The 21,618-nt window shown below is 73.3% G+C and carries 19 protein-coding genes; 12 read left to right on the forward strand and 7 right to left on the reverse strand.

Translation table 11 applies throughout. The features are described 5' to 3' along the window. Nucleotides 1-54 precede the first annotated feature (54 nt). Together aroQ and ABZT47_RS11590 are read left to right on the forward strand one after the other, a co-directional pair. Complete coding sequence (gene aroQ / locus ABZT47_RS11585) at nucleotides 55-489, forward strand: type II 3-dehydroquinate dehydratase (RefSeq protein WP_354839195.1); 435 nt, start codon at nucleotides 55-57, stop codon at nucleotides 487-489. Beyond that, entirely contained in the window at nucleotides 486-1,271 is a 786-nt protein-coding gene (locus ABZT47_RS11590; RefSeq protein WP_354839198.1) for an SGNH/GDSL hydrolase family protein, read from the forward strand. Before aroQ ends, ABZT47_RS11590 begins: the two co-directional genes overlap by 4 nt. A gap of 275 nt (nucleotides 1,272-1,546) precedes the next feature. Here the strand turns inward: ABZT47_RS11590 and ABZT47_RS11595 are convergent, their stop codons facing one another. Further along, nucleotides 1,547-4,075 carry a helicase C-terminal domain-containing protein gene (locus ABZT47_RS11595; RefSeq protein ID WP_354839201.1) on the reverse strand — a complete coding sequence of 843 codons (2,529 nt, stop codon included), beginning with the start codon at nucleotides 4,073-4,075 and terminating at the stop codon, nucleotides 1,547-1,549. 294 nt (nucleotides 4,076-4,369) lie between these two features. Here ABZT47_RS11595 and ABZT47_RS11600 point away from each other — a divergent pair, with 294 nt between their 5' ends. Together ABZT47_RS11600 and ABZT47_RS11605 are read left to right on the forward strand one after the other, a co-directional pair. Then, nucleotides 4,370-6,583: a hypothetical protein gene (locus ABZT47_RS11600; protein WP_354839204.1), complete on the forward strand. Its 2,214-nt coding sequence runs from the start codon at nucleotides 4,370-4,372 to the stop codon at nucleotides 6,581-6,583. Nucleotides 6,584-6,612: 29 nt separating this feature from the next. Next, complete coding sequence (locus ABZT47_RS11605; RefSeq protein ID WP_354839207.1) at nucleotides 6,613-8,211, forward strand: Na+/H+ antiporter; 1,599 nt, start codon at nucleotides 6,613-6,615, stop codon at nucleotides 8,209-8,211. Nucleotides 8,212-8,289: 78 nt separating this feature from the next. Here the strand turns inward: ABZT47_RS11605 and ABZT47_RS11610 are convergent, their stop codons facing one another. Both ABZT47_RS11610 and ABZT47_RS11615 read right to left on the reverse strand, forming a co-directional pair. Continuing rightward, nucleotides 8,290-8,547, reverse strand: coding sequence for a UBP-type zinc finger domain-containing protein (locus ABZT47_RS11610; RefSeq protein ID WP_354839210.1), 258 nt, complete (start codon nucleotides 8,545-8,547; stop codon nucleotides 8,290-8,292). 42 nt (nucleotides 8,548-8,589) lie between these two features. After that, the gene (locus ABZT47_RS11615; RefSeq protein WP_354839213.1) at nucleotides 8,590-9,336 is read right to left on the reverse strand and encodes a DUF2071 domain-containing protein; all 747 of its coding nucleotides are present in this window, start codon (nucleotides 9,334-9,336) and stop codon (nucleotides 8,590-8,592) included. A 177-nt stretch (nucleotides 9,337-9,513) separates the two neighbouring features. On the opposite strand from ABZT47_RS11615, the gene ABZT47_RS11620 reads away from it, so the two are divergent. The 3 genes from ABZT47_RS11620 to ABZT47_RS11630 are packed head-to-tail and all read left to right on the forward strand — an operon-like array spanning nucleotide 9,514 to nucleotide 10,733. After that, a complete protein-coding gene (locus ABZT47_RS11620) occupies nucleotides 9,514-9,882 on the forward strand; it encodes a hypothetical protein (protein WP_354839216.1) in 369 nt (122 codons plus the stop codon). A 56-nt stretch (nucleotides 9,883-9,938) separates the two neighbouring features. Further along, nucleotides 9,939-10,280 carry a DUF202 domain-containing protein gene (locus ABZT47_RS11625; RefSeq protein WP_354839219.1) on the forward strand — a complete coding sequence of 114 codons (342 nt, stop codon included), beginning with the start codon at nucleotides 9,939-9,941 and terminating at the stop codon, nucleotides 10,278-10,280. 24 nt (nucleotides 10,281-10,304) lie between these two features. Next, nucleotides 10,305-10,733, forward strand: a complete 429-nt coding sequence (locus tag ABZT47_RS11630) for a DUF202 domain-containing protein (RefSeq protein ID WP_354839222.1) — start codon at nucleotides 10,305-10,307, stop codon at nucleotides 10,731-10,733. Between the two features lie 19 nt (nucleotides 10,734-10,752). On the opposite strand, the gene ABZT47_RS11635 is transcribed toward ABZT47_RS11630, so the two are convergent. Continuing rightward, nucleotides 10,753-11,868, reverse strand: coding sequence for a ferritin-like domain-containing protein (locus tag ABZT47_RS11635; RefSeq protein WP_354839225.1), 1,116 nt, complete (start codon nucleotides 11,866-11,868; stop codon nucleotides 10,753-10,755). Between the two features lie 89 nt (nucleotides 11,869-11,957). Here ABZT47_RS11635 and ABZT47_RS11640 point away from each other — a divergent pair, with 89 nt between their 5' ends. Then, nucleotides 11,958-12,662, forward strand: coding sequence for a TetR/AcrR family transcriptional regulator C-terminal domain-containing protein (locus tag ABZT47_RS11640; RefSeq protein ID WP_354839228.1), 705 nt, complete (start codon nucleotides 11,958-11,960; stop codon nucleotides 12,660-12,662). A 49-nt stretch (nucleotides 12,663-12,711) separates the two neighbouring features. Here ABZT47_RS11640 and ABZT47_RS11645 read toward each other — a convergent pair whose 3' ends face one another. Beyond that, nucleotides 12,712-13,572 carry a hypothetical protein gene (locus ABZT47_RS11645; protein WP_354839231.1) on the reverse strand — a complete coding sequence of 287 codons (861 nt, stop codon included), beginning with the start codon at nucleotides 13,570-13,572 and terminating at the stop codon, nucleotides 12,712-12,714. A gap of 477 nt (nucleotides 13,573-14,049) precedes the next feature. Further along, nucleotides 14,050-15,048: a LacI family DNA-binding transcriptional regulator gene (locus ABZT47_RS11650; protein WP_354839234.1), complete on the reverse strand. Its 999-nt coding sequence runs from the start codon at nucleotides 15,046-15,048 to the stop codon at nucleotides 14,050-14,052. A gap of 167 nt (nucleotides 15,049-15,215) precedes the next feature. On the opposite strand from ABZT47_RS11650, the gene ugpC reads away from it, so the two are divergent. From ugpC to ABZT47_RS11670, 4 genes are all read left to right on the forward strand, one after another. Continuing rightward, the gene (gene ugpC, locus ABZT47_RS11655; protein WP_354839237.1) at nucleotides 15,216-16,436 is read left to right on the forward strand and encodes a sn-glycerol-3-phosphate ABC transporter ATP-binding protein UgpC; all 1,221 of its coding nucleotides are present in this window, start codon (nucleotides 15,216-15,218) and stop codon (nucleotides 16,434-16,436) included. A 305-nt stretch (nucleotides 16,437-16,741) separates the two neighbouring features. Then, on the forward strand, nucleotides 16,742-17,626 hold the full coding sequence (locus tag ABZT47_RS11660) for a hypothetical protein (RefSeq protein WP_354839240.1): 885 nt from the start codon (nucleotides 16,742-16,744) through the stop codon (nucleotides 17,624-17,626). Between the two features lie 31 nt (nucleotides 17,627-17,657). Continuing rightward, nucleotides 17,658-19,379, forward strand: a complete 1,722-nt coding sequence (locus ABZT47_RS11665; RefSeq protein ID WP_354839243.1) for a DUF4012 domain-containing protein — start codon at nucleotides 17,658-17,660, stop codon at nucleotides 19,377-19,379. Nucleotides 19,380-19,564: 185 nt separating this feature from the next. Then, nucleotides 19,565-20,248 carry a hypothetical protein gene (locus tag ABZT47_RS11670; protein ID WP_354839246.1) on the forward strand — a complete coding sequence of 228 codons (684 nt, stop codon included), beginning with the start codon at nucleotides 19,565-19,567 and terminating at the stop codon, nucleotides 20,246-20,248. On the opposite strand, the gene ABZT47_RS11675 is transcribed toward ABZT47_RS11670, so the two are convergent. After that, on the reverse strand, nucleotides 20,238-21,617 hold the full coding sequence (locus ABZT47_RS11675; RefSeq protein WP_354839249.1) for a polysaccharide biosynthesis tyrosine autokinase: 1,380 nt from the start codon (nucleotides 21,615-21,617) through the stop codon (nucleotides 20,238-20,240). The genes ABZT47_RS11670 and ABZT47_RS11675 overlap by 11 nt on opposite strands. Between the last annotated feature and the right edge of the window lies 1 nt (nucleotide 21,618).

Genomic DNA, 21,618 nt, shown 5'->3' on the forward strand with positions numbered 1-21,618 from the left:
GCGTGCCGATCTCGGCGGCGGCGTTGACGGGTACGAGCAGGCGGCGAAGGTGAGATGAGAACGGTCTTCGTGTTCAACGGTCCCAATCTGTCGCGTCTCGGCACGCGCGAGCCGGAGGTGTACGGGGCGGACACCTTCGCCGACCTCGAGGCGCTGTGCCGCCAGACCGGCAGGGAGCTCGGGCTGTCGGTCGACGTCCGGCAGACCAACGACGAGGCCGAGCTGGTCTCCTGGCTGCACGAGGCCGCCGACGGCGCGATCCCCGTGGTGCTGAACCCCGCCGCCTTCACCCACTACTCCTACGCTCTGCGCGACGCCATCGCCCAGCGCACCGCCCCGCTGGTCGAGGTGCACATCACCAACCCGGCCACCCGCGAGGAGTTCCGGCACACCTCGGTCGTCGCCGGGGTGGCCACGGGCACGATCGCCGGGTTCGGGCTTCGCTCCTACGAGCTGGCCCTGCGCGCCATCGCGGAGGACGCACGGTGACGACGGAACCGCACTCGTCCGGCAGCCCGTACACCTCGTACGCGGCGATCGGCGACAGCTTCACCGAAGGGCTCAACGACCCCGGCGCCGACGGGCACTTCCGGGGCTGGGCCGACCGCGTGGCCGAGCGGCTCGCCGCGCTGCGGCCCGACTTCCGGTACGCCAACCTCGCCGTGCGGGGCAGGCTGCTGGACCAGATCGTCGAGCAGCAGGTGCCGGCCGCCATCGAGCTGAAGCCCGACCTGGTCAGCCTGTGCGCGGGCGGCAACGACCTGCTGCGGCCGGGCGCCGACCCCGACCGCATGGCCAAGACCCTCGCGCGGGCCGTCCGCGACCTGCGCGGCGCCGGCGCCGACGTCGTGCTGTTCACCGGTGTGGACCCGCGCGACACGCCGCTGATGCGCCAGGTGCGCGGCCGGTGCGCGGTGTTCTACCTGCACGTCCGGTCCATCGCCGACCTGTACGGCTGTCACCTGGTCGACCAGTGGTCGATGCAGGCGCTGCGCGACTGGCGGGCCTGGAGCGAGGACCGCCTGCACATGAACGCCGAGGGCCACCGCTTCGTCGCCGCGAAGGTCTGCGAGGTTCTGGGGGTGCCCTCTCAGGACGACTGGCGCCACATCTGGCCGCCCCGCGAGCAGGTCGACCGCAGGGCCAAGCTGCGCGAGGACCGGCTCTGGGTCCGCGAGCACCTGCTCCCATGGGTAGGCCGCCGCCTGCGCGGCACCTCCTCGGGCGACACCGTCACCCCCAAGCGTCCAGGCCTCGAACCGTACGCCTGACGGCGAAAGGCGCGCATCCCGCCCGTTCCCACGTCGGGCGCCGCAGGAGGTCGCCGGTGCCGCCGTCCTGCTTCTCGCCGCCGCGGCGCCCCGGGTGGGGGCGGGGCGGCGGCGAAGGGAGACGGGCCGATCGGGCGCGTCTTTTCGCTTCTGTGCTCTGAAACGGCGGAACGGTGCATCTGACGGCGGAGCGGTGCGTGTGCCGTGTGGTCCGGGTTCGCGGCGGGCGGCGTGGGAGGGCGCCGGGGTCGTCGTTGGGTGGGTGGGGGCGGGGTCTATGACGGGGTGGTGGTGAGGCGGCGGAGGGCGGCGCGGACCTTCTGGGGGTCGGTGGTGGCCCAGAACGGCGGCAGCGAGTCGCGCAGGAAGCCGGCGTAGCGGGCGGTCGCGAGGCGGGGGTCGAGCACGGCCACCACGCCCTTGTCGTCCTGGCCGCGCAGCAGCCGCCCCGCCCCCTGGGCCAGCAGCAGGGCCGCGTGGGTGGCGGCGACGGCCATGAACCCGTTGCCGCCGCGTGCGGCCACGTGCCGCTGGCGGGCCGAGGCCAGCGGGTCGTCCGGCCGGGGGAACGGGATGCGGTCGATGATCACCAGGCTCAGCGAGGGGCCGGGCACGTCGACCCCCTGCCACAGTGACAGGGTGCCGAACAGGCAGGTGGCCGGGTCCTCGGCGAACTGCTTGACCAGCAGGGAGGTCGAGTCGTCGCCCTGGCACAGCAGCGGCACGCCGAGCCGTTCGCGCAGCGCCTCGGTGGCGGCCTTGGCGGCCCGCATGGAGGAGAAAAGGCCGAGCGTGCGCCCGCCTGCGGCCTCGATCAGCTCGGCGATCTCGTCGAGGTACTCCTTGGGCAGACCGTCACGGCCCGGCTGGGGAAGGTGCCGGGCGATGTAGAGGATGCCGCTGCGGGCGTGGTCGAACGGCGACCCGACGTCCAGGCCGGTCCACGCCTTGCGCTTCGGCCCTTCGCCCTGGCCTGGCGCGCCCTCCTGGCCGGGCCCTCGGCCCTGCCCTGTGGCGCCTTGCCGGCCGGGCTCTCGGCCCTGGCCAGGGGCGTCCTCCTGGCCTAGCTCTCGGCTCTGCCCTGGGGCGCCCTGCCGGTCGGGACCTCGCTCCGCCGTCTCGGAGGACTGCTGCCGCTCGGCGGCCGATCGCGCCGGACCGCTCTCGGCCGTGGGCGCCGGCCGCAGATCTTCCTCGCCGGCGGGACGGTCGGGGGCGGCGGCCGGGCGGGCAGGGCCGAGGCCCCATTGGCGGGCCATGCCGTCGAAGGTGCCGCCGAGGGCGAGCGTGGCGCTGGTGAGGATGACGGTGCGGTCGGCGAACAGCTTGTCGCGGAGCATCCCGCCGACGCTGAGCGGCGCGACCTTGAGCACGGCGGGACGGCGCTCGGTGGCGCCCTCCAGCCACACGACCTCGGCGCGGTCGACCTCGGAGTCGCCGCCGAAGGCGTCCAGGATGCGCACGGCCGTGTCGTGCACGTCGTCCAGCGCGGTGAAGGCCGCCTTGCGCTGCCCGGCCGTCTCGGGATCGTCCTTGTCGCGCCCGCCGCCCCAGCCGTCTCCGCCGCGCGACCCCATGGCGGTGAGGCACGCGAACGCGGCGTCCCGCAGGACCGACAGCGTCACGCCGAGGACCTGCGGGAGCTGGTCCAGCCGTCCCGGCGGCGCGGCGGCGAGCAGCGCCTTGAGATCTTCACCCGCCTCCTGGAGGCGGTCGGCGATGCCCTGCTCGATGAGCCGCCCGACGCGGCGCACGGTCGCCGAGACCGTGACGTCGGACAGCTCGTCGGTGACGACGCTCGTGACCCGGTCGACCAGCTCGTGGGCCTCGTCCACCACGACGACGTCGTGGTCGGGCAGGACGGCGAACTCCTCCATGGCGTCGATGGCCAGCAGGGCGTGGTTGGTGACCACGACGTCGACCTGGCCCGCGCGCTCTCTGGCCTGCTCGGCGAAGCACTCGGCGCCGCTCGGGCAGCGCTGCGCGCCCAGGCACTCCTTGGCGCTGACGGAGAACTGCCGCCACGCCTGCTCGTTGACCCCGGGCACCAGCTCGTCGCGGTCGCCGGTCTCGGTCTCCTCGGCCCACTCCTGGATGCGCTGGACCATGCGGCCGGTGGCGCTGACCTCGCGCGGGTCGAAGAGCTGGTCGCCCTCGTCGTCCGGCCAGGCGGCGGTCAGCTTGTAGCGGCAGAGATAGTTTCTTCTGCCCTTCAGGATGGCGAACTGTGGCTCATGGGGCAGATGGTCGGCGAGTGAGGCGGCGAGCCGGGGCAGGTCGCGGTCCACGAGCTGGCGCTGGAGGGCGATGGTGGCGGTGGAGACGACGACGGCGCTGTCGGACTCGATGGCGTGCCTGACCGCCGGCACGAGGTAGGCGAGGGACTTGCCCGTACCGGTGCCCGCCTGCACCGCGACGTGCTCGTCGTGCTCGATGGCGTGCCGGACGGCCTCCGCCATGGCGACCTGGCCAGGCCGTTCGGCGCCTCCGACGCCCGTGACCGCGGCCCGCAGGAGCTCGCCCACGGGCGGCAGGTCTTCCTCCTCCTCGAAGTCCTCGAGGTCCTCGAAGTCCTCCTCCGAGTCATCGGAGTCCTCGGAGTTCCCGAACTCCTCCCCGGAGTCGCCCGCGCGGGACGCCGGGTGCCCGCCGTACCCGGCGTCGTGTCCGTCCAGGTCGTCCCCGCCTGAGCCGTTCTCCCCGGGGGCGGCGGCGTCGCGGGCGTGGCCGGTCGTGCGGCCGGGGGCGTGGCCGGTGACGTCGTCGGGGACGCCTTCGAGGGCGCTGAGGGAGTCGTCGAGCACGGCATGCAACGCTACCGGCCCCACGGGGGTCGCCGTGCCCGGAGCGCCCAGCCGACCCGCGGCGCGTTCCGGGTCCATCTCGGCATTCCGGAACCCCGGTCGCGGACGGCGTGGCAGACTGGCGGGGCCGGGTCTCGGGGGGTCAAGGGCGATCCGCCGTTCGCCTGCCCGCTTCTGGGGCCAGTGTGCGAGCTGTGACCAACGGGGTCTGCCATGACGGCGACATGTACGGTTCGGTAGGGTTTCTTGAGGTTGAGTGGACGAATAAAGGCTGGTTAAAGCACGATGTCTGCCATGTCGGAAGTTGTCCCACTGCCGTCGTTCGGTGAGGTGTTCTTCGACGCCCGAGGCCAGGAGCGCGTGCTCCGGGTCACCTGGCACGACGGCACGCTCGTCCTCAGTCTCTGGCGGGGCGAGATGTGCACCGCCAGTTTCCGCATGCCGATGGAGGACGTCGGGCGTCTGCTGGACACGCTCGACGAGGGGTACGCGGAGGCGGGCGGCGAGTACGCCGAGGGGGAGGAGGACTACGGCGACGAGGCCGAGGACGCCGAGTACCCCCAGTACCCGGGCACCGGGCAGTATGCCAGGCCCGCAGGTGTGCCGGCCGAGGACGGCTACCCCGACGAGGACCACTACGCCGACGACCAGGCCTACCCCGACGAGCACGGCTACGCCGACCCCCACTCCTATCCGGACGGGCAGCCCGACCATGCCCAGGGCTACCCGCGTGAGGACGTCGCCGGCCCCGTGGGTTCCCTGAGCCCGAGCGACGTGCTCGTGGCGCGCGGCGCGGCGCCCGTCCCGGACAAGCTCGTCGCCCCCCGTCCCCGCCGGGGCGCGGACGACGCGCACGGCGGCCGCCGTCCCTCGAGGCCCGCGCCCCGGGCGGCCCGGCAGGCCGAGCACACAGAGCACGCAGAGCACGCGCCGTACGCCCAGCAGGCGCCGCAGGCGGAGTACCCGACCCAGGGCCTGGACTACCCCGCCCAGGTCCCGCAGGGCGACTACCCGGCCCGCGGCGACCATCCGGACCGTCTGGCGGCCTCCGGCCACCCCGAGCACCCCGCTTACTCCCCGAGCCCTGAGTACCCCGCCGATCCCGGTCACTCCGCGGGCCCCGGGTACCCGGCGAGCGCCGGTCACCCCGCCCGCCCCGAGTTCCCCGCCGGCCCTGATCTCCCGGCGGGTTCCGAGTACGCGGTGGGCCCCGAGTACGCCGCGCCGGACCTGGGGGCGCGGGCCGGCTACCGTCCCGAGGCCGGCCATCCGGCCTCCGCCGACCATCCCGTCCCCACCGGTCTCGCGCCGGGCGAGCTCCCGGGGCGGGGAGGCGGCCTGTCCGCGCGCCCTGAGCAGCCTTTCGGGACGGTCCTGCCCCAGGTGCCCCACCAGGCCGTGCCGTCCGTCCATCACCTCCCCGGGCCAGGGCCGAGCACGGGCCCCCAACCGGCCGCCGCGGAGTACGCCGCGCACCCCGACTACACCCCTCCCTCCGGCTTCCCGCCCTACCAGGCCGACTACGTCCCGCCCGCGGGCGGCGCCCCGCGCGCCGAGTACGGCGCGCCCGCCGACCCGGCGGCGCGTGGCGACTTCGGCGCGCGCGGCGAGCACTCCGGCCCGCACGAGCACGCCGGCGGCGCCGGCCCGGCCGGCCCGGCCGTCCAGGGCGGCGGCCCCGCCCGCCGCGGCGCCGCGGCGGAGTACGGCGCGGGAACCGAGTACGGCGCCGGGACCGAGTACGGCACGCGAACCGATTACGGCGCGGGAGCCCAGTACGGCGCGGCGACCGAGTACGGGGCCGGCGCCGAGTACGGCGCGGGAACCGAGTACGGGGCCGGCACCCAGTACGGACGCGGCGCCGAGTACGGGCGGGGGACTGACTACGCCCGCGGCTCCGATCCCGCGGGCGCGGCGGAGTACGGTGCGGCGCCCTCGTCCGGCTACGCCGCCTCCTCCGACTACCCCTCGGGGGCCGCTTCGCCCGACTACACCCCCGGTGCCACCTATGGGGCCGCGCCCGAGTACGGCGTGACGGCCGAGTACGGCCGCCCGGGCGGGTACGCCACTCCGCCGCTGGACTACTCCGCGCCGCCGGCCGGCTACGGCTCCACGGGCGAGTACCCGCCGCCCGCCGAGTACGGCGGGGCCCGTTACGGCGCGGGCGACCTGGACGCGGTGCCGCCGGAGAACCTCATCGTCAACGACTCCCTGCCGTTCGGCCAGGCGCCCGGCGGACGGCCGGAGGGGTCCTACCGGGCCGAGGCGCCGGGCGGCGGCTACGGCGACAACCCGCACCTGCCCTCGCAGGCCGCCGTGGACCCCTCGGATCCGCTGGGTCTCGGGGCCATGGGGCAGCGCCCGGCCGACTCCACCGACCCGGAGCTGCCGCGCCCGTACGTGCAGGACAACATGTTCACCACCGGTGAGCGGGTGCGGCCCGACGGCCGGCCGCGCACCGACGAGCACGGCCGCCCCTACCCGCAGGAGACCGGCCGCGACTGGTAGGGATCCCGCGCGGCATATCCTTTGGGACGATGAACATTACGACGGCGCTTCAGCTCGTGCTGCTCCCCGCCGGCGCGCTGGGGGTCGCCGCCGTGGCCCGCTGGCGCGGCTGGCCCACGCCGCTGCTGCTGGTGCTCGCGGGGCTCATCGCCAGCCTGGTCACCTCCCAGTTCCGCGGCGTCCCCGAGTACCGTCTCGACCCCGACATCGTGCTGCTGGTCTTCCTGCCGCCGCTGCTGTACTCGGCCGCGCTGGACAGCTCCTACCTGCGCCTTCGCGCCGTCCGGCGGCCGGTCGGGCTGCTGTCGGTGGGCCTGGTGCTGTTCACGGCGGCCGTGGTGGGCCTGCTCGTGCACGCCCTGATCCCCGGGATCCCTCTGGCGGCGGCGTTCGCGCTCGGGGCCATCGTCGCCCCGCCGGACGCCGTGGCGGCCGTCGCCGTGGGGCGCAGGCTCGGCCTGCCCCGCAAGGTCATCACCATCCTCGTCGGCGAGAGCCTGTTCAACGACGCCACCGCGCTGACGGCCTACCGCGTGGCGGTGGCCGCGGCGGTCGGCGTGGGCGTCAGCCCGCTCGCGGCCTTCGGGCAGTTCGCGTACGCGGCGGGCGTCGGGCTGGCCATCGGCCTGGTGCTGGCGTTCCTGGTCGGCAGGGTGTTCGGCCGGCTGCGCGACCCGCTGATCAGCAACACGATCTCGCTGCTGGTGCCGTTCGTGGCCTACCTCACCGCCGAGGCGGTGCACGCCTCGGGCGTGCTGTCGGTCGTGGTGGTCGGCATCCTGCTCGGCCACCGCATGAACCGCACCAGCTACGGCACGCGGCTGGTCTCGCACTCGATGTGGAAGGTGCTCGACTTCTTCCTGGAGATCGTGGTCTTCCTGCTCATCGGGCTGCAGCTCCCGCTCATTCTGCAGGGGCTGCGCGGGGAGAACCCCTGGCACGTCGCCGGGTACGCGGTCGCCGTCTTCGCCGCGGTGGTCGTCGCCCGCGTCGTCTGGGTCGTCCCCAGCACCTACCTGCCACGCGTGCTGTTCCGCAAGATCCGCGAACGGGAGCAGCGGCCGCCCGCCTCGTCGGTGGCGGTGATCGGCTGGGCGGGCATGCGCGGCGTGGTGTCGCTGGCCGCGGCCTTCGCCCTGCCGGCCGACTTCCCGGCCCGCGACATGGTGCTGTTCCTGACGTTCGTCGTCGTCATCGCCACCCTGCTGGTGCAGGGCCTGTCGTTCCCCCTGCTGATCAGGAAGCTCGGCGTCTCCAGCGAGCAGGAGGTCTACCGGGACAACCTGACCGAGGCCGCGGCCCAGCAGGCGGCGGCGGGCGCGGCGCTGGCGCGGCTGGACGAGCTGACCAAGGAAGGCGTGCTGGAGACCCACGCGGACGTCGTCGACCGCCTGCGCGTGCAGGCCGAGCGCCGGGCGATGGGCGCCTGGGAACGCCTGGGCGGCGGCGTCGGCCCCGAGGGCGAGGAGACGCCGAGCTCCCTGTACCGCCGGCTGCGCCGCGAGATGCTGGAGGCGGAGCGGTCGGTGCTGGTGCGCATGCGCGACGAGCGCCGCATCGACGACGAGGTGCTGCGCCGGGTCACCATGGAGCTCGACTACGAGGAGGCCACCCTGGCGCGCGACTGACCGCGCCCCCCGACGCCCGCGGGCGGCTCACCCCGCCCGTCCGCGCCCGGCCCTCGCCGGGTCTGCCGCGGTGCGCGGCTATCGGGCCAGGTGTGACATGCCCACCGTCTCGTGGACGAAGCACCACAGCCATTCCTCGCCGTCCTGGAAGGACCGCATCACCGGGTGACCGGTCTGCTCGAAATGCCGGGTCGCGTGGCGGCCGGGCGAGGAGTCGCAGCAGCCGACGTGGCCGCATTCGACGCATTTGCGCAGGTGGACGTAGCGCCGGCCCTCCGCCAGGCACTCCTCGCACCCGTCGGGCGTGCGCGGCTCCGCCTCAGCCCTGATCGTCATGTCTTCACAGTGACCCATTCGACCCCCCTATGGGTAGCGATGTTAGTGCAGGTGGCCGGGCGCGGCGGTCCGCGGCGGGCGCCACATGCCGATGCGCGTCGCGACGCCCGCGGAGGCGTGCACCAGCGGTGCCTCGCCCGAGTCGGGGAGCCCCGCGGCGCGCACGAGGTCCTGGCGCAGGTGGCGGAGCCGCGCGTGGCGCAGCGGCCAGGGAGGGTGCTCGACCTCCGCGTGGACCAGCCGGCCGGCGACGACGCTGAACAGCCGGTAGCGGTCGGTGAGGAAGCTCACCCGCTCGTCCCGCTCGTCCGGGGTCAGGGGCGCGCCGAGTTCGACGTCCGCGTCGCCCCGGGCGGCGGCGGGGCCGGGCCAGCGGCGGCGGCAGCGGTACCGGTAGAGGCCGTCCTCCACGCGCACGGCCATGCGCGACCAGTAGTAGGGGAGCCAGAACCCGGCCCGGGCGGCGAGCACGGCCGGCAGCCTCCCGGCGTCCAGCGAGAGGAACCACAGCCCCCGGCGCCCGTCGCCGTCCCGGACGTAGGTGCGGACGTTGGTCTCGGGGAAGCGCGACAGCCACGGCAGCGCCGGCACGGCGGGGGGCCGCACGCCCTCCATGAGGAAGGGCACCAGGCCGACGTAGGCCGCCTCGTCGAAGGTCTCGACGGTGAGGCCCGCGGGGAGCAGGCGCTGCACCGTGGCGGGCGGGTAGCGCCAGTGGATGAACGTCAGGGCGGTCCACCGCTGGTGCATCACCGGCAGGGAGACCTTCGGTGACCAGGTCGTGCGCATGGCCTGCTCCTACCCGGTGCGGCGGTTCCATGCTCGGGACCGGGGCTGGTGCTCTGACCGCCGATGGGCGTGCCGCCGGTGGCTCCCGAGCCGGCCGCCTTCTTCACGGCGGGCCGGATCCGACCTTTCCGAAAAGCGCGCGCGTCCGGTTCCGGGGAGTTGGATAGGGTCGAATTCATGCGACTCATCCCCCTCGCCGCAGCGACCGCGACCGGATTCCTCCTGCTCACGACGGGATGCAGCACCGTCGACAAGGCACAGGCGTGCATCGAGGCCAACAAGGTCATCGCCGAGACCGGCTCGAAGATCACCAGCCTGGCCAACGACCCGAAGGCGATGGACAAGGCTCTGGAGGACGGGGCCGCGAAGTTGCAGGACGTGGCCGACAAGGCCGGGAACACCACGCTGAACCAGGCGCTGGGCGACCTGGCCGACCGGTTCAAGGACCTCAACATCAAGGACGCCAACGACGCGGTGGACGCCGCCCAGAAGGTGGCGACCGACACCGCCTCGACGCTCAAGGCGATCGCCGAGGAATGCACCTGACGAGCGGCCAAAACCCGAGATCTCTAGGGGGAATGGCGCTGAATTAGCCTTTCCTCATGTCTGTCGAGGGGAAGGAGCCGGACCCCCGGTTCACGCTGGCCAACGAGCGGACGTTCCTCACCTGGCTCAGCACGTCGCTGGCGCTGAGCGCCGGCGGCGTGGCCATGGCGGCCCTGCCGCGGGACGTCTTCGTGCCGTGGGTCCGCACGTCGCTCGCCGTCGTGCTGGTGCTGCTGTCGGCGCTCGCGGCGGTCCTGTCCTACCCCCGGTGGCGCAACGTGCAGCGGGCGCTGCGCCATGAGCAGCCGCTCCCGCCGCTCGCCCTGGCCCCGCTGTTCGGCTACGGCGTCGCGGCGGTGGCCGTCCTCGCGCTGATCCTCATCCTGCTCGCCGGATGACCGATGCCAGGTGACCGATGCCGGGTGACCGATGATGACGACCCGGGCGACCGGGGTGATCCCGAGGACCGGGAGGGCCCCGACGACAGAGGGAACCCGGACGATAGAGGGAACCCGGTGACCCGGCCAGGACCGCGGGAGCGGCCCGGCCTGCACAGCGAGCGGACGCTGCTGGCGTGGATCCGCACGGGCACCGCGCTGGCGGCGGGCGGGCTCGGCGCGGCGGGCGTCGCCGGCCGGCACACCGGGGACGGACGGGCCGCTGTCCCCTTCGTGCTGGCGGCGCTGTGCGGGGCTTTGCTGCTGGCCAGGACCCGCGTGCGCTACCGGCGCGTCGAGCGGGCCGCCACCGAGGGGCTGCCGCTCGACGCGGGCGCGGACGCCCTGCTGGCCTGGCTCGGCGTGCTCGCCGTGGTCTCCGGCGCCGTCGCCTTCGTCCTGGTCTCCGCCTGAGGACGGCGCCGGGCGGCGGTCAGTCGCCGGAGCCGAGGGTGATGGTCTCGGCGATCTCCTCGGCGCGCTCGGCCTCCTCGGCGGCGAAGCGCTCGGCGTCCAGGCGCTCGGCGATGTCCTCGTCCTGCTTCATCAGCGCGTCGAGGTTCTGCCCGGCCATCTCCAGCACGCCCATGTCGGCGTAGGCCTTCTGCAGGCGCTCGCTCCACAGCCCGATGTCCTTGACGCAGGGGACGATGCGGCTGAACAGCAGCGAGCGGAACAGCTGGAGGTACTGCGACTCGTCGGTGGCCCGCATGGCCTCCTCGACCTCGGCGGGGGACAGGCCCAGATTCTCCCACTGCTCGACCCCGCGCAGGCGGTCGCGCATGAGGTAGCAGCCCTCGATGACGAAGTCCTCGCGCTCGCGCAGCTCGGCCTGCGACAGCTCCTTGTAGTAGTCGCGCAGGGCCATCCGGCCGAAGGCGACGTGCCGGGCCTCGTCCTGCATGACGTAGGCGAGGATCTGCTTGGGCAGCGGCTTGGTGGTCATGTCGCGCATCACGCCGAACGCGGCCAGCGCCAGCCCCTCGATGAGCACCTGCATGCCGAGGTAGGGCATGTCCCAGCGCGAGTCGCTGAGGGTGTCGTCCAGCAGGGACTTGAGGTACTTGTTGATCGGGTAGGCGATGCCGACCTTCTCCTGCAGGAACCGGGCGTAGGTCTCGGCGTGGCGGGCCTCGTCCATGGTCTGCGTGGCGGCGTAGAACTTGGAGTCCAGGTCGGGCACCGACTCGACGATGCGGGCCGAGCAGATCATCGCGCCCTGCTCGCCGTGCAGGAACTGGGAGAACTGCCAGGCGGCGCCGTGGCGGCGCACCTCTTTGCGCGTCTTGTCGTCCATGCGGTGCCACAGCGGGGTGTCGTAGATGGCGATGGACTGGTCGGGGATCCCCAGCACGTTGTAGGGGTCGACCTCAAGGCCCCAGTCGATGCGCCTGACCGAGTCCCACTGCTTGTCCTTGCCCTTCTGGTACAGGGCGAGCATGCGGTCGCGGCCCTCGTCGTACTCCCAGGTGAACCGGGTGGACCCCTTCATCTCCACGTCCCAGGTGGAGAGTTCGGCGGGGATGGTGTAGAGCTCGTGGGTCGACACAGGGGCCTCCAGGGGGGCGTACACCGTACGTCTCTGGAGCGTGGCACGTACGCTGTACGTACGTCAATCGCCCCGGTAAGAATGCTCACATGCCGCCTCTCACCCGTCCCCGCATCGTCGCCGCCGCCATCGACCTGATCGAGCGGGAGGGCGCCGACGCCGTCTCGATGCGGCGCATCGCGGCCGATCTGGGCGTCGGCGCCATGTCCCTGTACAACCACGTCAGCAGCAAGGCGGCGCTCCTGGACGCCGTCGCCGAGTTCGTGCTGTCGCAGATCTCCTTCACCGACGATCCCGGGGACGCGTGGACCGAGCGGGTGCGGGTGCAAGCGCGCGCGGTCCGGCAGATCGCCCACGACTACCCGCGCTCAACCATGCTGGTGATGAGCCGCCCGGTCCGCTCGCCCGCCGGGCTGTTCCCCCTGGAGCGGGCGCTGGCGACGTTGCGCGAGGCCGGCTTCTCCGGCGAGGACGCCGTCAGGGTCGTGCGCACGTTCATCGCCTACCTCGTCGGCTCGCTGATGCGCGAGGTCGGCGTCACCCCGGCCTTCGCCCCGGTGCACGACTCTGAGGACGGGCACCTGGCCGAGGTGGACGCCACGCTGTTCCCCCAGGTGGGCGCCCTGGCGCCTCTGCTGGTCGCGCGCGACCACGAGGAGGCGTTCGAGTACGGGCTGGACCTGCTGATCAGGGCGATCGCCCTGCAGCTCCAGGACTCGGCGCGACTCCAGGACCCGGCCGCCACGCGGCCGAAGGAGTCCACGGCCGCCAAGGAGGGAAGCGCCCGGGGGTGAGCCTCCCCGGGCGCGGAGTGCGCCCTTCCCCTGGGCACTCCCCGTCGGCTCAGTACCAGTTGTGCGAGCGGAAATGACCCCAGGCGCCGCACGGTGAGCCGTACCGGCCCTTGATGTAGTTCAGGCCCCACCTGATCTGGGTGGCGGGGTTGACCCGCCAGTCGTGCCCGATGCCGACCATCTTGCGCCCCGGCAGCGCCTGCGGGATTCCGTAGGCCCCCGACGAGGGGTTCTGCGCCCGGTGGTTCCAGTTGCTCTCTCTGGTCCACAGGCTGTCCAGGCAGCGGAACTGGGTCACCGGCCAGGCCCGCTGGGTGAGCAGCCGGTAGGCGATCGCCTTGTTCCTGCCCTTGGGCGTCGTGGGCGCCCACGCGCGGATCTGTGGTCGCGCGGAGGTCCGCCAGGTCCCGCGGTGCACGACGGCGGCCTTGCGCGCCGTCCCGCTCGCGGCCCTCGCCCTGGCCGTCGTGGCGGCTCGCGCCGCTCCGGCCTTCTTGACCGCTCCCGCCTTCTTGGCGGCGCCGGCCGTCGTGGCGGCTGTGGCCGCCCGGCCCGCCATGGCCGTCCTGGCGGCTGTGGCCGTCCTGCCCGCCTTGGCGGGCCGGGCCGCCTCGACGAGGCCGGTGGTGAGGCCCGCCCGGGTCCAGACCGGCACCCGGGGCCGGCTCAGGGACCAGGCCGAGATCCCCGGCCAGGCGGTGGTGGTGTGCGACCGGGCGCCGTCCGGCGCCGCCGAGACCGGCTCGGCCGGTCCGGTGTCAGGAACGGCCCGCTCCGCCGCTCCGACGGTGGTGGAGCCGGGGGTCGCCTCCGACTCCGCGATGGCCTGGGCCGCTCCGGCCGTCCCGTTCAGGACGGTGGCGGCGATGACGGCCGCGACTGCGCCACGAAAAGCGCGGTTACTGTCCAACTCGGTCCTATTCGTCGGGTCGCGTGCGGCAGGCGGCCGCACGCGGCGGCCGCCGTCGTCCCCCGCCCATGGCTCGGGCGGCAGGACGTCCGCGTGGCCGTTCCGGAATCGGTTGAGACACACCTGGTGTCCCCGGAAGGCGCCGCGACGGGTTCTAGGGCGGTTTCTAGTAGCCGCCGCGCCCGCCGCCGGCGATCCGCGACACGCCTCGGACGGTTGTTTGCGATCGGCGCGGCACATCTCTGCCGTCTCGCGGGGCCCGGTTGCCCCGTGAGGCGCCCGCCGTGATCCGCGGATGACGCAGAAATGCCGCACAGTTGAGGTTTCGGGCGACACCACCCGCGAATACCGGACTACCGCGACATCCCGCCCGGCGAGCCGCGTCCGCGGTGCATGCCGTTTTCCGGAAGGTTTCGTGGGATTGGCGGTGGTACGTGAGGGGGCGATGCCCGGAACATGACCCGGACGCCCGGCGGGTCAGCGGCGAGGGCCGCAGCTCGCGCGGACGATCAGCTCGGTGGGCAGGGTCACCGTGCGCGCGCGCCGGCCCTCGCGCAGGACCAGCTCGGCGGCGCGGTAGCCCATGTCCTGCGCGGGCTGGGAGATGACGGTGAGCGGGGGATGGCACAGCTCGGCCCACGGCACGTCGTCGAACATGATCAGCGACACGTCGCGCGGCACGCGCACGTCCAGCTCGCGCGCCGCCAGGACGGCCGCCTCGCCGAGCAGGTTGCCGCCCGCCACCAGGGCGGTGATGTCGGAGCGGTGCTGCAGCAGCCCGGCGGCGGCGGCGTAGGCGGAGTCGCGCGTCGCGTGGGCGTGCACGATCAGCTCTTCGTCGACGGGCACGGCCCGCGCGGCCAGCGCCTCGCGGAACGCGCGCACGCGCTGCGCCTGGCCGTGCCGGGCCAGCAGGGCGATGCGCCGGTGCCCGAGCCCGGCCAGGTACTCCACCGCCGTGCGCACGCCGGTGCGGTCGTCGGTGACCACCGAGGGGACGTGCTCGGCGCCCCGCACCGGGCGTTCGGCGAAGACCACGCCGAGCCCGGAGCGCAGGGCCGGCACCCACATCTCGCCGTCGCCGGAGGGAACGGCGATCACCCGGTCCAGGCCCTCCTCGATGAGCGTGCCGATGAGGTGGGCCTCGCGCTCGGGGTCGTCGCCGGTGGTGCCGATCATCACCGGCTCGCCCGCCGACCGGGCGCAGGACAGGACGCCGTCGGCCAGCCGTCCGTAGAAGACGTCGGTGATGTCCGGGACGAGCAGGCCGATGCCGCCCGTGCGGCGCCGGCGCAGGTTGCGCCCGAGCGCGCTCGGCCGGTAGTCGAGCCGTGCCGCGGCGGCCAGGACCTTCTCCCTGGTCTCGGCACTGGCCGACCCCGTGCCCGACAGCACCCGCGACACGGTGGCGACGCCCACCTCGGCCGCCTCGGCCACGTCCTTGATGGTCGTGCGACGCTGCCCGATCGGTCTCATGGAAACGATTCCATCATGAGTTCCACCGGCAAGCCAAGCCGGGGGACCCATCCGAAGAGTGTGAGAAGCCACTATTCCGGAAGGGCTTGACAGAGATGTCCGGTTCCGGTGAGATTCATGAAAACGTATCCACATCCGGCGGCACCCCGGACGCACGAAGGACGGCCATGGCAAATATCGTTCTGCGCAACGTCGACAAGATCTACGCCGGCGGTGTCAAGGCCGTGAACGGCCTCAACCTGGAGATCCGCGACGGCGAGTTCATGGTCCTCGTCGGCCCGTCCGGTTGCGGCAAGTCCACGGCCCTGCGCATGATCGCGGGTCTTGAGGACATCAGCGGCGGCGAGATCGCCATCGGCGACCGGGTGGTCAACCACCTGCCGCCGAAGGACCGCGACATCGCGATGGTCTTCCAGAACTACGCCCTCTACCCGCACATGACGGTCGAGGAGAACCTCGCCTTCGGCCTCAAGCTTCGCAAGATGCCCAAGGCGGACATCTCCAAGCGGGTGCAGGAAGCCGCCAAGATGCTCGGCCTGGAGCAGTACCTCAAGCGCAAGCCGGCCGCCCTGTCCGGTGGTCAGCGCCAGCGTGTCGCCATGGGCCGCGCCATCGTCCGCGAGCCGCAGGCGTTCCTCATGGACGAGCCGCTGTCCAACCTGGACGCCAAGCTCCGCGTCTCCATGCGCGCCTCCCTCAACACCCTGCACGAGCGCCTCGGCGTCACCACCGTCTACGTCACCCACGACCAGGTCGAGGCCATGACGCTGGGCGACCGGGTCTGCGTGCTGCGCGACGGCATCCTCCAGCAGGTGGACACCCCGCAGAACCTATTCGAGGCCCCGGTCAACCTGTTCGTCGCCGGCTTCATGGGCTCCCCGTCCATGAACTTCGTCAACGCCGAGCTGGCGCGCGACGACAGCGGCGCCGCCGTCGTCTTCGGCGGGTACAAGCTCCCGGTCCCCGACTCGACCTTCGCCGAGAAGCCGGGCCTGGACCAGTACCTGGGCAAGAAGCTGATCCTCGGCATCCGTCCCTCCGACTTCGAGGACGCCGCCTCCGCCTCGGGCCACTCCAACGGCTGGGCGCACATCCCGACCCGCGTCGAGGTCACCGAGGAACTGGGCAGCGAGATCAACGTGCTGTTCCTCATCGACGCGCCGCCGGTGGAGCACCGCGACACCGTGGCCGCCCAGGACACCGGTGACGACGACGACGCGGCCCTGCCCCTGGTCGGCGACAAGTCGCTGTGGACGGCCCGCGTCAACTCCCGCAGCCACGCCCGCTCCGGCCAGAACATCGAGCTCGTGGTGGACACCCACAACTTCCACTTCTTCGACACCGACAGCGGCCTGTCCATCGGGCACGCCGCCAACGTCGGCCGCTGAGCCCGCCGGTCCGGCCTCCGGGCCGGACCGCCGGACCGGTCCGTCCTCCGGGGCGGCCCGGCCCGGAAACGGGAAGAACCGGACACCTTCCCCGACAGGAAAGCCCCCGCCGTGCACCCCTCCCACGGCGGGGGCTTTTCCTGTCCGGCAAAGGGGGGGAATACCGGGACTGATCTTTGCGTAATAGGCGTGCGGCGGCGCACGGCCATTCGGCCCACGTGGATACAACGGGATGCATCGACATGTCGCCCTGCTGATGGGCGATGTCTCTATGGCCCGAATCATTGTCCATCGGGGAGTCCTGAATGGCCCGGAAACATGCGGTACCTATTCTTCTGGCAGCGGTGCTCACGGGTGGCGCCGCGACGGGATCGGTCGCGATGGCGGCCGTGGAGACCCACTCGTCCGCACTGAAACTCGCCGCGTACGCGCAGCCCGACACCCAGCCGCCGAGCCCGCCGAGAAACCTGCGGCTGACCGTGGTCCATTACTGGATCAACATCCTGAAATGGGATCCCTCCCACGACAAGCCCTTCTATCCGCCGCCGGGCCGCGTGGTGGCCTACGACATCTATGCCAGCACCTCGCCGTTCCGGCTCATCGGCAGCGTCCCGGGCAACGTGACCACCTTCATCGACCGGCGTCCGCCATGTGTAAAGGTGTCCTATTTCGTGCGGGCGAGGGACGCCGCCGGAAACGTCTCGGGGCCGAGCAACGTCGTCACCCGCCACCCGAGTCCGCATTGCCACGAGCATGACGAGGAAATCGAGACGCCGGCGAATTCCGTCGACGACATCGACCGGAATGTGGACGACCAGCAGCACCACTCCGACGACCACAACGAGATCATCAAGGCCGACAAGCTCTTCCACGTCGAGGGCGCCGACGACCACGGCGGCGGCCACCGTGACTGGTCGGGCCACGACGGCTACGGCGGCCACGAGTTCGGCGGGCCCGGCCACGAGGGCGCCGAGTCCGAGGCCGGCGGTGACCACGGCGGCGGCGACCACGGCGGCGGGCAGGGCGGCGGCGGCCAGGAGCACGCCGCGGCGCAGCCGGCCGGCCGGAGCCTGCCCTTCACCGGCGCGCCCGTGGCCGCGGTGGCCGGGGCGGGCGTGGTCCTGCTCGTGGCGGGCGCGGCCGGTGTGGTGATCTCCAAGCGGCGCCGCCGAACCGCTGGTGCGCGCTAGCCGGCGACGCCGGCTCATCCTCGCCGGCTCGGTGTTCTCCGCACTGGCCCTGGTCTCGTCCGCGGGATGGTCGGCGCACCTGGGACTCGGCGTCCGCGACCACCTGCAGGCGACCAGGGACTCCCTGGTGCACCTCCGCGCGGTGATGAGCGCCCGCGACCTCGACCGGATCGCCGTGACGCTGGCGCAGGCCAGCCGTCACGCGGCCGAGGCGCGGCGCCTCACCAGCGGGCCCGACTGGACGCTGCTCACCCACCTGCCCGTGGTGGGTGAGGGCGCCACGACGGTGCGGGGGCTGGCCGAGAGCGCCGCCGAGATCACCGAGGCGCTGACCGGGGTGCAGCGGACCGGCACGTCGTTCTTCACGGCCGCGCCTGGCTCCACCGACGACATGCGCCAGTTGCTGGACGGGCTCACGGCGGCGGCGCCGGTTCTCGACGGCGCCGCCGCCCGGCTCGCCCGGGCGCACGCCCGGCTGGCCGCCACCCCGGCGCGCACCGGCGCGGCTTCGGTGGACCAGGCGCGCGGCACCGCTCTGTACGAGCTGGACCGCCTGCGCCGCTGGATCGGCGGCGCGGCCACGGCGGCCGCGCTGATCCCGCCGATGCTCGGCAACGACGGGCCGCGCCGCTACTTCCTGGCCTTTCAGACCAACGCCGAGTCGCGGGGGACCGGCGGGCTGGTCGGCGCCTTCGGCATCCTGTCCGCCGACCGCGGCCGGACCCGCGTCACACGCTTGGCCGCCAACACCGGCATGGGCCCCGGTCCTGGCCCCGTGGCCGACCACGGCCGCGCCTTCCGCGCCCGCTACGGCCCGGGCGCGCTGGAGATGCTGTCCATTTCCAACCTCTCCCCGCACTTCCCCTACGCCGCCAGGACCTGGACCGCGCTGTGGGAGCGCCGGACCGGCCGGCGGCTGGACGGCGCGATCGCCATCGACCCGGTCGGCCTGTCCTACATCCTCGGTCTCATCGGGCCGGTCACGCTGCCGGGCGGCGAGAAGGTGACCGCGGCCAACGTCGTCGACCTGACCGAGCGCGCGGCCTACGCCCGCTACCCCGACCCCCTGGAGCGCAAGCGCTACCTCATCTCGATCGCCAGGGCCGTCGGCCAGGCGCTGCCCCGCTCGTTCGCCGAGCCGGCCCAGGTGCTGCCCGTGCTGAAGCCCATGGTCGAGGACCGCAGGATCCAGGTCTGGAGCCGGCACGACGCCGAGCAGCGACGCCTGTCCTCCTCCGCGATCGGCGGCGTGCTGCCCCGGCGGCCCGGACCGTACGCGGGGCTGGTGGTCAACAACTCGGCCGGCGGCAAGCTCGACTACTACCTCGACCGCTCGCTCTCGTACGAGCTCGGCCCGTGCCGGGACGGGCGGCGGACGAGCAGCGTGCAGGTCCGGCTGACCAACAACGTTCCGGCCGTGACGCTGCCCTCCTACGTGACCGGCAGGCTGGACTCCGGCCCGGACACGCACCCGGCGGGGTCCAACCTGCTGTGGGTGTCGCTGTACGCGGGGGTCGGCGCCGAGCTGAGCGGCGCGTCGGTCGACGGCGTGCCCGTGCAGGTGTCCACCGACGTCGAACGCTCGCATCCGGTCTACTCGACGCTGCTGGAACTCGGGCCTCGCCAGACCCGCACCGTGCGACTGGACCTGGTCGAGCCGGCCTCCGCCGAGCCGCCGCTGACCCCGGTGCAGCCGCTGGCCCGCCCGCAGCGGACCAGCGTCACGACCGCCCCGGGCGGCTGCGCCTCCTAGAGCCGGCTCCGGCCGCGCCTCCTTGAACCGGCTCCGGGCGGACGCGTCTCCTATGGCCGCCATCGCGCCGCGCGCGGCCCGCCGCGTGCGGCGCCCGGCCGCCGGCGCGAGGCCCCGCGGCAGGAAAGAGCCAAGGACGGCGCGTCGGCTCCGGCCGCCGCGCGGGGCCGATCTAGCGTCGCCTCATGGGGCATTCGGCGGCGGTGAGCGGCGGCAGCGGCGGCGGGGCGGCGGGTGTCGTGCCGCCCGGGCATGAGGGGTGCGGGCGGCGGTGCTGGAGGGACCTCGGCGCTCCGCCGGACCCGGCCGGCCTGCCGCGGTTCCGCATCCTGTTCGTGTGCACGGGGAACATCTGCCGCTCCCCGCTCGCCGAGCGGCTCACCCGGTCGGCCCTCGGCCCCTGTCCGGCGCTGGAGGTCGCCAGCGCGGGCACCCATGCCCTGGCGGGGGAGCCGATGACCGGGCACGCCGCGCGGGTTCTGGCCGAGCTCGGCGGCGACCACGCGGGATTCCGCGCCCGGCGACTGACGGCCGGGATGGTGGAGGCGGCGGACCTGGTGCTGGCCGCCGCGCGCGAGCACCGGGCGGCGGCGGTGGCGATGTGCCCGGCCGCCGCGGGACGGGCCTTCACGATCGCCGAGTTCGGCGTGCTGACGGGGGCCGTGCCCGCCGGGGCGGTGGACCGCCATGGGGATCTCGGGCCAAGGGCCCGCGCGCTGGTCGCCGAGGCCCGGACGCGGCGCGGGCTGGTCCGGGTGGACCAGCCCGACATCGGCGACCCCTACGGCCGCTCTCTGCGCGCCTACCGGGCGGCGGGACGGCTGATCGCCGGAGCGCTCACCGTCCCGTTCTGGCTGCTCACACCTTGACCGGCGTCCTGATCTCGCGCGGCGCGGTCTCGGCCCCGTAGCCGTATCCGTAGCCGTAGTACCCGCCGCGCCTGCCCGGAGCGAAGTTCAGCACCGTGCCGACCAGGCGGGCGTTGACCGACGCCAGCGTCTCCACGGCGCGGGCGATGTGCTCGCGGCGGGTCTTGCCGTAGCGCGCGATCAGCAGCGTGCCGTCGCAGACGGCGGCCAGCGCCGCGGCGTCGGTGATCGGCAGCAGCGGCGGCGCGTCGACGATGACCAGGTCGTAGTCCGCGACGAGCTCGGCGAGCACCGCGCGCATCCCGTTGGAGCCGAGCAGCTCGCTCGGGTTGGGCGGGATCTGGCCGCCCGGGAGCACCGACAGGCCGCTCGGGCCCCACGGCTGGATGACGTCCTTGAGGGCCGCCTTGTCGATCAGCACGTCGGTGAGCCCGGCCGAGCCCTCGATGCCCAGGTAGTGGGGGATGCGCGGGCTGCGCAGGTCGCCCTCCACCAGGATCACCCGCCAGCCCGCCTGGGCGAGGGTGATCGCCAGGTTGGCCGAGGTGGAGGACTTGCCCTCGTTCGGCAGGCAACTGGTGACGACCAGCGACTTCGGTCGCCGGTCGACGCCGATGAACTGCAGGTTGGTGCGCAGCGAGCGGAAGGCCTCCGAGCGCGTGGACCGGCCGTTCTCCCGGACGATCAGCGGGTGGTGCCGCGCGTCCTTCTCGTAGCCGATCACGCCCAGCACCGAGCTCCCGGCGCTCTCCTGCAGCGCCTCGGAGGACTTCACCGTGGTGTCCAGCCGGTCGCGCAGCACGAGCGTGCTGAAGGCGACCAGCAGCCCGATGATCAGGGCGAGGCCGAGGTTGACCAGCGGCCGGGGGGTGACCGGCACCTTCGGGACGTCGGCGGTGTCCACCACCGTGACCCGCACGGCCGGGCGGCTGCCGCGGGTGGGCCGCTCGATCTGGTCGATCACCCGGGTGAACCTGACCCCCAGGGTGTTGGCCAGGCGCGCGGCCCGCACGGGGTCGGCGTCGGTGACGGTGGCGCGCAGCAGCATGGTGGCCGGGATGGCCTCCGCCTTGATGGCGTCCTGCAGCCGCGGGATGTCCTCGCCGGTGGCGAGCTGACCGACCACGCGGCGGCTGGTGAGCAGGTTGGCGTAGGACTGGACGCGCTGCGTCGACAGCATCCCGGCCTGGTAGGCGGTGGTCAGGCTGCCCACCTTGTCGTAGCCGGAGACCATCATGGTGATCGTCGCGACGTACTTCGGCGGTGTCCGCGCGGTCAGGACGAGCGCGGCGGTCACCGACAGGACCAGCGACAGCACGAGCACCATCCAGCCCTTGCGCGCAAGTCGTACGAAGTAGAGCAGATCCACC

The sequence above is a fragment of the Sphaerisporangium sp. NPDC005289 genome, assembly GCF_040607455.1.
GTDB lineage: Bacteria > Actinomycetota > Actinomycetes > Streptosporangiales > Streptosporangiaceae > Sphaerisporangium > Sphaerisporangium rhizosphaerae.